At 41.8% G+C, this 12,682-nt stretch carries 13 protein-coding genes; 4 read left to right on the forward strand and 9 right to left on the reverse strand.

The window, feature by feature from the left end; all coding sequences use genetic code 11:
- Positions 1–609: 609 nt before the first annotated feature.
- The 5 genes from rplS to BW980_RS09385 form a co-directional block, all read right to left on the reverse strand.
- Complete coding sequence (gene rplS, locus BW980_RS09365; protein WP_013991399.1) at positions 610–960, reverse strand: 50S ribosomal protein L19; 351 nt, start codon at positions 958–960, stop codon at positions 610–612.
- 139 nt (positions 961–1,099) lie between these two features.
- Complete coding sequence (gene trmD, locus BW980_RS09370) at positions 1,100–1,774, reverse strand: tRNA (guanosine(37)-N1)-methyltransferase TrmD (protein ID WP_076454978.1); 675 nt, start codon at positions 1,772–1,774, stop codon at positions 1,100–1,102.
- Between the two features lie 253 nt (positions 1,775–2,027).
- Positions 2,028–2,654, reverse strand: coding sequence for a tRNA (guanine-N1)-methyltransferase (locus BW980_RS09375; RefSeq protein ID WP_076454979.1), 627 nt, complete (start codon positions 2,652–2,654; stop codon positions 2,028–2,030).
- Positions 2,655–2,803: 149 nt separating this feature from the next.
- Positions 2,804–4,252 (reverse strand): glyceraldehyde-3-phosphate dehydrogenase, encoded by a 1,449-nt coding sequence (locus tag BW980_RS09380; protein WP_076454980.1) that lies wholly within the window; start codon positions 4,250–4,252, stop codon positions 2,804–2,806.
- A 116-nt stretch (positions 4,253–4,368) separates the two neighbouring features.
- Positions 4,369–5,760, reverse strand: coding sequence for a S1C family serine protease (locus tag BW980_RS09385; RefSeq protein ID WP_076454981.1), 1,392 nt, complete (start codon positions 5,758–5,760; stop codon positions 4,369–4,371).
- A gap of 185 nt (positions 5,761–5,945) precedes the next feature.
- Here BW980_RS09385 and dapF point away from each other — a divergent pair, with 185 nt between their 5' ends.
- The 4 genes from dapF to BW980_RS09405 all read left to right on the forward strand — a co-directional run bounded on the left by dapF (position 5,946) and on the right by BW980_RS09405 (position 9,059).
- Positions 5,946–6,722, forward strand: a complete 777-nt coding sequence (gene dapF, locus BW980_RS09390; protein ID WP_076454982.1) for a diaminopimelate epimerase — start codon at positions 5,946–5,948, stop codon at positions 6,720–6,722.
- Positions 6,716–7,240: a GNAT family N-acetyltransferase gene (locus BW980_RS09395; RefSeq protein ID WP_076454983.1), complete on the forward strand. Its 525-nt coding sequence runs from the start codon at positions 6,716–6,718 to the stop codon at positions 7,238–7,240. Before dapF ends, BW980_RS09395 begins: the two co-directional genes overlap by 7 nt.
- Entirely contained in the window at positions 7,240–8,283 is a 1,044-nt protein-coding gene (mltG, locus tag BW980_RS09400; RefSeq protein ID WP_076454984.1) for an endolytic transglycosylase MltG, read from the forward strand. Before BW980_RS09395 ends, mltG begins: the two co-directional genes overlap by 1 nt.
- Before the next feature lie 146 nt (positions 8,284–8,429).
- Positions 8,430–9,059, forward strand: a complete 630-nt coding sequence (locus tag BW980_RS09405) for a hypothetical protein (RefSeq protein ID WP_076454985.1) — start codon at positions 8,430–8,432, stop codon at positions 9,057–9,059.
- A 189-nt stretch (positions 9,060–9,248) separates the two neighbouring features.
- Here the strand turns inward: BW980_RS09405 and BW980_RS09410 are convergent, their stop codons facing one another.
- The 4 genes from BW980_RS09410 to dnaA form a co-directional block, all read right to left on the reverse strand.
- Positions 9,249–9,794: a DUF4269 domain-containing protein gene (locus BW980_RS09410; protein WP_076454986.1), complete on the reverse strand. Its 546-nt coding sequence runs from the start codon at positions 9,792–9,794 to the stop codon at positions 9,249–9,251.
- A 157-nt stretch (positions 9,795–9,951) separates the two neighbouring features.
- The gene (locus BW980_RS09415) at positions 9,952–10,677 is read right to left on the reverse strand and encodes an SAM-dependent methyltransferase (RefSeq protein ID WP_076454987.1); all 726 of its coding nucleotides are present in this window, start codon (positions 10,675–10,677) and stop codon (positions 9,952–9,954) included.
- A gap of 13 nt (positions 10,678–10,690) precedes the next feature.
- Positions 10,691–11,137, reverse strand: coding sequence for a low molecular weight protein-tyrosine-phosphatase (locus tag BW980_RS09420; protein ID WP_076454988.1), 447 nt, complete (start codon positions 11,135–11,137; stop codon positions 10,691–10,693).
- A 6-nt stretch (positions 11,138–11,143) separates the two neighbouring features.
- Positions 11,144–12,568, reverse strand: coding sequence for a chromosomal replication initiator protein DnaA (dnaA, locus tag BW980_RS09425; protein ID WP_013991386.1), 1,425 nt, complete (start codon positions 12,566–12,568; stop codon positions 11,144–11,146).
- Positions 12,569–12,682 lie beyond the last annotated feature (114 nt).

Raw genomic sequence — 12,682 nt, forward strand, 5'->3', positions numbered from 1 at the left:
TAACAAAAAGATTGAGAATTATGTAAGAAAAAGGCAAAACAAAAGCCATATCATTGTACGTGTACATTGATATGGCTTTTTAGAAATTGGTATTGCAAATTTTCTTCCCTGTTCTTTCGACAGATCGGCAACCATTGATTGCGTTCGCTTCACAATTTCAACGTTTGGGGGCTAATTGTACTACGGTATGCGACCAAGCTACAATTAAAACACCCTTCTTGTTATTTACTCGCATGCCATCCTAAGTTTGGATCAGTGTCTTCCCTTCTGGATTATTACGATCACATTATCCTTGGTCAAAAGGCGACAGCCCTTTGAAGATATGCTCGTTTTGCTTATTGAACGTCTTTCAGTCTACGCCGATCGAATGTTCAAATATTCACAAAACCTAAACAACAATATAAAGAACGCTAACTCTATAACAATTTTAAAACCTCTCATTCGACAGAGCTGCTTTATTATTGTTTTATAAATTTAGTAAAAAATATTGCTCTAGCCTAAACATTTAACATATTTAAAATCAACATGTTATGAACTTAAGCTATTAACAATTGTTCATAACGAAAAAATCCCGCTATTGCGGGATTTTCAAAACATATGTCTTTTGGTTTAAGAACGAATCTCTTTGATACGTGCTTTTTTACCGGTAAGGCCTCTAAAGTAGAAGATACGAGCTCTACGTACTTTACCTCTTTTGTTAACTTCAATCTTCTGTAAGGCCGGCATATTGATAGGGAAGATACGCTCAACACCTATAGTACCTGACATTTTACGGATTGTAAAGGTTTCGGTAGAACCAGAACCTCTTCTTTGAATTACGACGCCTCTAAAAAACTGCGTACGTGTTTTTTCACCTTCCTTAATTTCGTAGTATACCGTAATGGTATCACCAGCTGAAAATTCAGGAAATTCTTTTTTTGGAACAAACTCGTCTTCTACGAATTTTAATAATGCTTCCATGATATGGTTTTAATGATTATGTTATGGTCAACATTCACGATTTTCGTCAGAGGTTGATTTAACAGGCTGCAAAAATAGTCTATAAATTAGAATTTGCAATATATTTTACTGATTTTTTGTGGTGTAGGAAAGAATGGCCTTATTTCAGTAAATCGGGGCGTAGTTTCTCCGTTCTTTTTTGGGCCTGGTCTTCGCGCCATTTTTCTATTTTGGGAAAGTTGCCGCTCAGTAGGATGTCGGGTACTTTCATTCCTTTGTATTCCGATGGTCTGGTGTAAACCGGTGGCGCTAGAAGGTCGTCTTGAAAGGTATCGGTTAGGGCAGAGGTTTCGTTGTTGAGTACGCCAGGTATAAGCCGAATGACCGCATCGCAAAGTATGGCGGCCCCCAGTTCGCCCCCTGAAAGGACATAATCGCCTATTGAGATTTCCCGAGTGATAAAAGCGTCGCGTACCCTTTGGTCCACACCTTTATAATGGCCACATAAAATGATTACATTGTTCAATAGCGATAATCCGTTGGCCATACGCTGGTTTAAAGTCTCCCCATCTGGGGTCATATAAATAACCTCGTCATAATCTCTTTCCGACTTCAGTTGGGAAATGCACTTGTCTATAGGTTCGATCATAAGCACCATACCTGCTCCACCCCCAAATTGATAATCATCTACCTGGTTGTAACTCTTGTCGGTATAGTCCCTTAAATTGTGCATGTGTACTTCCACTAGGCCTTTTTCAACGGCCCGTTTCATAATGGATGCGGCAAAGGGACTTTCGAGTAATTCTGGTAAAACGGTTATGATGTCTATGCGCATTTTTATTTCTGAAATGAATTAGTGGGCAAAAGTAGTGAAAAGAGGGCGAATTTTTTTATCCAAACACCCTATGCCGTTTTTGAATCGGTTGACTCGAGCGATTCCCCAAGCTCGGTGTTTGGTGTCTTTAGTGGTGAAAGCTCAATAGGGCTTCCCACGGAAAAAGGCATTTCTTATTGACGGGGTAGTTGGAACTGCGCCCGCGAAAATCACTTGGTATATCCCATAAAAAAAGCTCCGTGAGGAGCTTTTTTTATTTCTGTTTTTTGTACTTGTTGATTTCGTCTTGCAGTTGCCTGCTTATTTTTTGTTCTCTTTCGAGAGCGCGACGTCTGTGGTCTTCGTATTCCGTTTCTAGCTCGGCCAAATTGGTCTTGGCTTCTTGGGTTAGGTAGTTGCTGTTCCTGAACTTATAGATAAAGAAAAGCAACAAGGCCAAAAGCGAAGCGATAACAGTCCAAAGAATACCGTTATAAGTACTTTTTGATACCATAATGCCTAAAAACGACATACTGTCTTTTTCTTCGGTTACCGCTGCAAGGTTATTGGTTGTCTCTTCCAATTTCTTGTTAAGTGAACCGATAGTAGATTCGTGCCCTGCAATGGTAGCTTTTAATTCAGCGGCCCGTTTATTGTAACCACTAAGGGTATCCAACACGTTTTGACGTAGTTTGTCTAAGGAAATGGTACGAACAACTTCGTATTTTTTTCCGTCAGCCCTATAATTGCCCGACTTTGTGAATATATATTCAAACTGACTGTCTATGGGGCCTTTTTCAAGCGACAGCTCATCTTTCGCCCCGGCTTCTTCTTCCTGGGCGAATTGTAGGTTGAACGCCATTAAAGCGGTAATAAGTAAAAGTATTCTAAAACCTTTCATGTTGAAGTGAATCTTTGAATTAATGATTTAGAGGCGACTAAAGTAATCCAATAATATCAATTAATAAAAAAAATCAAGGATAAGGTTGGTATTCATTGAGAAATACTCCGATAATTAGGTGAAACGATACCCTTGTAACTGTTTTAAAATCAATAATAGGTGTAGCGTCTGACCTTGGCTATATACTTGGCCAAGCGAATCACTTGATGTGAGTATCCATATTCGTTATCATACCACACATATAATATGATGTTTTTTCCGTTTGCACTTACGATGGTGGCGTTGCTGTCGTAAATCGAAGGGGCGTTGGTGCCGACCACATCCGATGAAACCAGTTCTTTGCTCAGGGAGTACTTGATCTGTTCTACCAAATCGCCTTCGAGGGCATATTTTTTTAGAATGGTATTAATGCCTTCAACCGAAGTCTTGTTCTTGACCTCAAGGTTCAATATGGCCAGGGAACCATTGGGAACCGGTACACGTATGGCATTTGAGGTTAATTTGCCCTTTAATTGGGGTAGGGCCTTTGCCACGGCTTGGCCGGCGCCTGTTTCCGTAATGACCATATTTAATGCCGCGGCTCTACCGCGTCGATGCTTTTTGTGCATATTGTCGACCAAGTTTTGGTCGTTGGTGTAAGCGTGTATGGTCTCTAAGTGTCCTTTTACGATGCCCAGACTGTCTTCGATGATGCTGAGTATGGGGGTGATGGCATTGGTTGTGCACGATGCCGCCGAAAAAATCTCTATAGCGTCGGGGTCGTACATTTTATGGTTGACACCGTGTACAATATTGGGGACTTCCTTGCCCGGTGCGGTCAACAATACTTGAGACGCCCCTTCGGCCTTTAAATGGCGAGAAAGTTCTTCTTTGTTCCTGAAGGCTCCCGTATTGTCAATGATTAGGGCGTTGTTGATGCCGTATTTCGTATAGTCTATTGATTCGGGACGGTCGGCCCTGATCATATATACCGTAGTGCCGTTGATGATAAGGGCCTTGTTTTTGGCGTCGACTTCAACGGTGCCTGAAAATTTACCATGGATCGAATCGATACGGAGCAAATTCGCCCTTTTTTCCAATAGGGCCTCGTCTTGGGCGTCGCGGGTGACAATGGCCCTAAGTCGTAGTTGGTTGCCTTGGCCTGTTTTGGCCATCAGTTCACGGGCCAAAATTCGGCCTATCCTACCAAAACCGTATAGCACAATGTCTTTGGGCTTAAAGGGAATGGCTTCGTCGGCATCTTTAAGCTTGTTGTAAACAAAGGCTTTGATGTCGTCAAAATCATTGTTGTCGGAATGGTACTCGTAAGTCAATTTGCCAATATCAAGTTTGGCAGGAGGGAGCTTGATGTCGTTTATGGCCCGCAAGATTTCCGTAGAGTCGAAAATCGAGATCGGTTTTTGCACAAACTCCCCGGCGTATTCGTGCAAATTGATAATGTCGCTCACATTTTTGTCGATGACCTGGTTTTTGAAAAGCACGATTTCTATGGTCTTGTCATACCAAAGGTCGCTGACAAGTTTAATGAATTCCGTAGTAGCCTTTCTTCTGTCCGCTTGAAAGGCCAATTCTTTTTCATAAGAGGCGTTTGATTTCATTTGTCGGGTTGAGTTATATTTTTGATGTAAAACTAGTTATTTTGTGTCATTTGGAACGAATTAAAACAAAAAAACGCCCTCAAAAAGGGCGTTTGTAAATTGAATATTCTAATGGATTATTGAAATATGAGGCGTTCCCTTTCTCCTTTTTCATTAACCATGGTAATACTTGTCCTTCCGTATCTCGAAATACTTCCAAATAGGGCGCGGGCTTCTTCGATATCGTTGATTTCATTGTCGTTTACCGATAATAGCACCTTGTTTTCAAGGCCGTTTCCTCTATAGGTTTCAGGTACACCGACTACTTTTACCCCTTTTTTGGTTTTGAATTTCTTCATGTCCTCCTTGGTCAAGTTTTTGACTTCAAGGCCCATGACGGGAACAATTACCGTTTGTCTTTTCTTAAGTACCACCGGTACCGTAAATATATCACCATCTCTGTCAATAGTAAGTTCTACGGTGTCTTCAGGACGTTTTGCGGATAGGTAACCTGTGAGGTCGGCAAATTTACGCACCTTGATTTCATCTATTTTTTTAATGATGTCTCCTTCTTGAAGTTCGGCTTCCTCGGCGCCGGTTCCTTCTTCTACGCCTGATACATAAACCCCTTCTATTTCGTTAAGACCGTTTTCGATGGCGTAAGGCGTATTTACGTTTAAGGCGGAAATACCTAGTATGCCTTTTTGAACGTTGCCGTATTCTAGAATATCGTCGACAACCTTTTTTGCAATATTGCTGGGTACCGCAAATGAATATCCAACATAACTTCCAGTTTGTGAGGTGATCGCGGTATTGATTCCAACAAGGTCCCCATTGGTGTTCACTAGGGCGCCCCCACTGTTACCTGGGTTTACTGCGGCATCGGTTTGAATAAACGATTGATTTCTTCCCAAGTCACGGGCCTTGGCGCTAACGATACCTGCGGTAACCGTAGATGTAAGGTTGAAGGGGTTGCCAACGGCCAAAACCCATTCCCCGATCTTTACATGGTCGGAATCCCCAAAAGCCAAGTAAGGCAGGTTTTTTCCGGCATCTATTTTGATCAGGGCAATGTCTGAATTAGGGTCGGTTCCCACTAGCTCGGCGTCGTAGGTCTTGTTGTTGTTCAGGGTCACCTGTAACTTGGTAGCTTTGCTAATAACGTGATTATTGGTTACGATATATCCGTCTTGAGAGATGATTACACCTGACCCCGTGCCTACTTGTGGTCTTTGGTTTCCTCCGCTCCCGTAGAAAAAATCCATAAAACTATGGGGAGTCCTGTCTATGGTTACGTTCTTGACGTGAACTACGGCGTTTACCGTGGTTTCGGCCGCTACCGTAAAATCGACTTCATTGATCCCGGAGCCCTTCGGCGAGGTAGGGGTTAAACTTGTATTGAAAACCGACTCCCCTTCATTTTGGGAAATAACGGCGTAATTGGTGTTCTCAAAAAATAGTTTGTAGCTGCCCAAGGTAATTGCTCCAGCAATCAGGGCGATAAAAAAGGTACTGGCAATTTTCTTCATTTTATTGTGTTTTAATCTTTTGATATGTTAAAATTAGTCGTTTTTAAAGAGTATTAAATTTGCTTTAACTACTTTTTAACTGCCAAATAAATCTTAATCCAAAGAAATACAGGCTTATAACTACTGCATTGTCCTGTTCATTTCAAAGACGATAAAACCCTATATTTGTGCCTTTAAATATACGTATGACACTCGAATTTTTCAAATATCAGGGCACAGGAAACGATTTTGTAATGATAGACAACCGACAGTTGTTATTTCCCAAAAATGATACCAAACTCGTAGCGCGTTTGTGTGATCGAAAGTTTGGCATAGGGGCGGACGGTCTTATCTTATTAGAGAATGACGAATTGACAGATTTCCGGATGGTCTACTATAATGCCGATGGAAACGAAGGAAGTCTTTGTGGTAACGGAGGTCGTTGTACGGTGGCTTTTGCGAAGTTTCTGGGGGTTATCGATAAAGAGACCTTGTTCAATGCGGCCGATGGTAAGCATCGGGCAACAGTTGAAGACGGTATCGTTAGCTTGCAAATGCAAGATGTTTCTGAAATAAAGGAAAAACCTGACTACGTCTTTTTAGATACCGGCTCACCGCATCACGTGCAGATGGTTGACGATATTAAGGATTTTCAGGTCTTTAAGGAAGGGAAGAAATTAAGGTATGGCCTTTACGGGCAAATCGGTAGCAATATCAATTTTGTAGAGGGGTTAAATGATGCCGGTTTTGCCGTAAGAACCTACGAACGGGGCGTTGAAGACGAGACCTTGTCGTGTGGTACGGGCGTTACCGCCGTGGCTATTGCCATGCATCGTGCGGGAAAGGTTTCTACCGATACCGTTAAGATACAGACACAAGGGGGCGAACTTCGGGTGAAGCTTGAAGAACGCAATGGAGTATATCAAAACATTCACTTGATCGGTCCTGCCGAGCAGGTGTTCAAAGGGGAGATAGAATGTTGAGTCTTGTAGGGAAACATGTGATTTTAAGGGCCCTAGAGCCGGGAGACCTTGATTTTCTGTACGAATTGGAGAATAATCCGGAAATTTGGGAAATCAGCGGAACGGTTACCCCGTACTCAAAACACGTCTTAAAACTTTATTTAGATAATGCCTATCGCGATATATACGACGTAAAACAGTTGCGTCTCTGTATCTGCAACCAAGACGACTTGGCCATAGGGTTTATAGACCTCTTCGATTTTGACCCCAAAAATGCCAGGGCCGGCGTAGGTATCGTCGTTCTGAATAAAGGGGATAGGGATAAGGGAGTAGGTTCAGAGGCCTTACAGTTGCTTTGTGACTATGCCTTCGGAACTTTGGCTCTGCATCAGTTGTACGCCAATGTAATGGAAGGGAACGATGCTAGTATCCATTTGTTCAAAAAAATGGGATTTGAAGAAGTAGGCCTGAAAAAAGATTGGATTTTTTCCGAAGGAGGATATAAAAATGAAATTTTGTTCCAAAAAATAAACGCTTAATGTATATCAGACGAATTCTTTTGATCATAGTACTTGCCGGTCTCGTTGGCGGGGGAGTTTTTGCATATAAGGTCTATAACGCCGTATTTAGCCCGAATACAAGCTTCAATAATGAAAAGGCTTATGTGTTCGTTCCGTCGGATGCCAGTTTTGATGATGTAAAGGGGTTGGTGGAGCCTCTTTTGAAAGATCCCGAATCATTTGAACAAATAGCTATCCGCAAAGGGTACGCGGCCAATGTAAAAGGGGGGAAGTATGCTATTGTAAAAGGAATGAACAACAATGACATCGTAAATTCCTTACGAAGCAAAAACGTTCCGGTAAGGGTAGCCTTTAACAATCAGGAAACCATTGCCGATTTGGCGGGAAGAATAGCCATGCAGATCGAGCCCGATAGTTTGACCTTGTTGAAAGCTTTTACGGATGAGGCGTTTTTAAAAGCGAACGGTTTTGAAGAAGCAACACGCCTGGCTATGTATATCCCTAACAGCTATGAGTTCTTTTGGAATTCTTCTGCAGAAGAATTTCGTGATCGTATGCTTAAGGAATATAGGCGCTTTTGGACGGAAGAACGCTTGGCCAAGGCCAAAAAAATGGGACTTTCGCCTGAAGAAGTCATAACATTGGCTTCGGTAGTACACAAGGAAACCGCAAAAGTAGACGAGCGACCCCGTGTGGCAGGGGTGTACCTGAACCGATTGCAAAGGGGAATTTTATTACAGGCCGATCCTACCGTAATATATGCGTTAAAAAAGCACACGGGTAATTTTAAGGCGGTTATCAAGAGGGTTTTGTATAAAGACCTTGAGTTGGATTCCCCTTACAATACCTATAAATATGCGGGTCTACCTCCCGGTCCCATTGCTATGCCCGATATTTCCGCCATCGATGCCGTACTCAATCCTGAAAAGCACGACTATCTGTATTTTGTAGCGAACGTAGAGAATTTCGGTTACCATAAGTTTGCAAAAACTCTGGCCCAACACAACCGAAATAAGGCGCAATATGTCCAGTGGATCAATTCACAAAAGATAAAAAGGTAGGTATTTTGTCCATTGTTTATGACTTGTTAACTAAATATATGTTTTTTTAACAAAGCCTTCTAGGTTCAAACTTTAATTCAGGCTTATCTTTGCCCTTCGAAATCTAAGCAGGTTATTTTTTTCGTAAGTCTTAGGAAATTTAATGTATGAGAAAGTGGCTAAGTTTTACAAGCCCCCTGATCATTACCTTTATTTTATTGAGTTTCGGTTTTGAACCTAAAGAGGTGAAAGTACCCGAAACCCTTAAAGTAACTCAACCTACTGAGGTTTTGTTCCCCAAAAACAAAACCGTTAATAGTTCGATATTATTGGCTCCGCCCTTTTTGGGGAGTTCGTATATCGGATTTAAAGAAGCTCTTGCGTTCAAAGAATCGCAAGGGAATTATTTTACAACGAATACTCTAGGGTATTTGGGAAAATACCAATTCGGTATCGGTACCTTACAGCTTATGGGTGTTTATAACGCAACACGTTTCTTGAACGATCCTGTGTTGCAAGAGCGGGCTTTTCACACAAATATAGCCCGTAACAAATGGATTCTGCGAAGAGATATCGCACGTTTCGTTGGAAAACGAATAGGTGGGGTAGAGATAACAGAATTGGGAATGTTGGCCGCGGCGCATTTGGCCGGAGCAGGAAACGTTAAGAAGTACTTGCGTTCTTGGGGGGCTTTTGACGTGTCGGACAGTTATGGTACGACCATAGCGGAATACATGAAAAAGTTTTCAGGCTATGATATTTCCCATGTTTCCCCTAAACGTAACCCTAAAGTATAACATCTTTTATATAAGATCTAATGTACATATGAAGATGAGCAGGCCCCAATAGTAATATTGGGGTTTGTTTTTTTATAGCTCATAGGTATGTGTTTTTTATAAAAGCGGCTTCCGGTGCCATGCTGTGCGTCGATGTTTGGGGGAAGTTGAACCTATAGGCCTGTATGGTAGTGAATCGATGTGGGGAACTTATTCTTCCGCTGCTTGCTTTGTTGTTTCAAGCTTTAATAGTTCGGTATAAGGATTTCCTTCTAGTCCCAAGAGTTCGGCGAATGCGGGTTCTGTTTTTAATCCCCCTGATTTGAGCCTTCTTATTTTGGCTCTAAATTCAGGGCCTTTTGAGTTTAAGATTTTGTCTTCAATTACCATATGTCGGTAGGCATTCTGTTTTGTGGTCGGTATGTTCTGTCCGAAAATCTCAATTTCAAAACTATCGGTCTTGAACTTTGCGGTTGTAGACAGAATTTGCTTCTCTTTGTGTGATTGCAACTCAAAATCGGTTTTCTTCCCAAATAGGGATAAAAGTTCTGCGGAAAATTCTCTATGGTCTTTGCATTCGCAAATAATGTCTAAATCGCTTTCGGGCAAGTCGATATCAATAGGGATCGTTCCTGTCAAGATGGGGTTGTACTTTTTAAGCTTTTCAAAAATATTCAGTTCCTTGAGTTCTTTGTAGGCTTGGTTTTGCCTTTTGTTGCCAAGTTTCAGGTATTCGATATTTTTAAAATTGTTCATTGATTAAGCGAGTATTGGCTCGTGGCCTACAATTGTAGAATGAATGCTAAGGGTGTTGTCTTTTTATTCAAATCTAAGAAATATTCCTCTCTATTATGGTATGGCGTATTGCCTTGGACTTCTGTGGTATTATTAAAAACAATACAGGAAGGAAGGCTTATCCTTGGATAATAAAAATAGCCGGCCGCTTGTGAAGGGATGCTACTTTAGTCCGTTTCCAGTCGGCCACGGGCTTGGTGAGGATGTATTCCGTAGGAAGGGTGACGTCACAAGCGATGCATAGTTTTGTATTGGGATGTAGTGTTTTGAGCAACTCGGCAAAAAGCTTGTCGTTTCTATAGGGAGTTTCTATAAATAGCTGTGATTGTCCGTGGTCTTTAGAGAGTTTTTCCAATCGTTTAATGGTGCTTTTGCGTTCTGGGGCATCTATGGGCAAATAACCGTTAAAGGCAAAGTTCTGACCGTTCATGCCACTGGCCATAAGGGCTAGTACGATAGATGAGGGGCCGACCAAGGGTACTACCTGAATATTTTTTTCGTGAGCGATCTTTACGACTTCCGCTCCCGGGTCAGCAATGCCGGGGCAGCCTGCTTCTGATAAGATTCCGGTATGGAAGCCATCTAGGCAGGGCTGTAAAAAGCTGGGTATTTCCTCAATCTGGGTGTATTTGTTCAATACGGATAAATGAAGACCTGGCTGTGATTTCCTAGGGCTGATCTTTTTAATGAATCGCCGGGCTGTTTTTTCGTTTTCAACAATGTAATGGTCAATTTGTTCGATTGCCTGTTTTATGGAAATAGGTAAGACCTCTAAGGGTTCGTTATCTCCAAGCGTAGTGGGTATTAGATATAACTTTCCCTGGTTCTCGATTCTGTTGGCCATAATTGTGATTGCATTAGAGTTTTTTGGCGATAGACGTACAAGCTTTGTCTATAAGGTGAAATACCTTGTCAAATCCATTGTCGTCCCAATATGGGTCGGGCACTTCAATGACGGGCAATTCTACTTCCGTAAGCAATAATTTCACTTTTTCGGCGTCCTCTTGGGTATCGGCCAAGTTTAAAATGTTATTGAGGTTGCTACGGTCCATAGCATAAATTACGTCAAATTTTTTAAAGTCCGATTTCTGGAATTGACGACAGCGCTGATTTTCGATGTTCAGTCCGTATTTTCGGGCAACCGCTATGGATCTAGGGTCGGGGGCGTTACCGATGTGGTAACCTCCGGTCCCTGCGGAATCGACAAAGACCTTTTCAGGGTCGACTTTGCTTTGAAGAATACCTTCGGCCAATGGCGACCTGCAAATATTGCCAAGGCAGACCATTAAAACTTTGGTTTCCATAAGGGATTAAGAGAATTTCTTGGTAAGGTCTTCGATGTATTTTCTGAACTGCTTGTCGGTTTCAGCCAAATTATCTACCGTTTTACAGGCATGTAGTACGGTAGCGTGGTCTCTTTTTCCGATTTGCGAGCCAATACTGGCCAATGAGGCTTTAGTGAATTTCTTTGCAAAGAACATGGCAAGCTGTCTTGCTTGTACGATATGGCGCTTTCGCGTTTTCGACTGAAGCGTGGCGACATCCATTTCGAAATAATCGGAAACTACTTTTTGAATGTAGTCTATGGATACTTCGCGCTTGGTGTTCTTTACAAACTTTTCGACTACCTGTTGAGCCAGTTCTAGGGTCACTTCCTTTTTGTTAAAAGAAGATTGGGCTATTAAGGATATAATGGCGCCTTCCAATTCGCGAATATTGCTCTTGATATGTTTGGCTACATAGTCGATAATATCATCGGGCATTTCAACACCGTCTCTATACAGTTTGTTCTTTAGTATGGAAATCCGTGTTTCGTAATCGGGATTCTGAAGCTCTGCCGATAGGCCCCACTTGAAACGGGACAATAGGCGTTGTTCAATATCCTGCATGTCTACGGGTGCCTTGTCGGAGGTTAGGATAACCTGCTTCCCGTTTTGGTGCAAATGGTTGAAAATATGGAAGAAAACATCTTGTGTTCCCGATTTTCCGCTCAAGAACTGAACGTCGTCGATAATAAGCACGTCTATCAATTGGTAGAAGTGGATAAAATCGTTTCGGGTATTCTTCTTTACCGATTCAATATATTGTTGTGTGAACTTTTCCGCTGAAATATACAGTACGGTACGCTCAGGGTATTTGTCTTTGATCTCAACTCCAATGGCATGGGCCAAGTGGGTTTTTCCTAAACCTACTCCACCGAAGACCAATAAGGGGTTAAAAGAGGTTCCTCCAGGTTTGTTGGCGACGGCCATACCGGCAGATCGGGCCAAACGGTTGGAGTCTCCTTCCAAAAAGTTGTCAAAATTATAGTTGGGGTTGAGCTGCGATTCAATTTTAATATTTCGAATCCCTGGAATTACAAAAGGGTTCTTTAGCTCTGGGTTTTTTGATTTTATCGGAACGTCCATTTCCTGAGGCGTCATGTTCGCCCTGTTGGAACTGGGTATCTTTTCGGTGAAAGGTTCCTTGTTGCCATAGGTGTTTTCCATTCTAATGATGTACACCAATTTTGCGGTCTCACCTAATTCTTTGGTAAGGGCAACTTTTAACAACTTGACATAGTGTTCTTCTAACCATTCGTAAAAGAATTTGCTAGGTACCTGAATGCTCAGTGCATTGTCAGATAACTTAACCGGTTTGATAGGTTCAAACCAAGTTTTGAATGCCTGCGGTTGAATGTTGTCTTTGATAAAGGTCAAACAATTGTTCCATACGGAAATAGCAGTAACACCCATTTTAAAGTTTATCTTATTTTTGTTGGTTAGTGATTTCGTAAGTCGGTAGAAAGTCTAGAGGATAATCCGTACTTTCTCGGTAGGCAAATATGTGAACAAAAAAACTAAAAAAAA

The organism is Zobellia uliginosa, assembly GCF_900156625.1.
Classification (GTDB): domain Bacteria; phylum Bacteroidota; class Bacteroidia; order Flavobacteriales; family Flavobacteriaceae; genus Zobellia; species Zobellia uliginosa.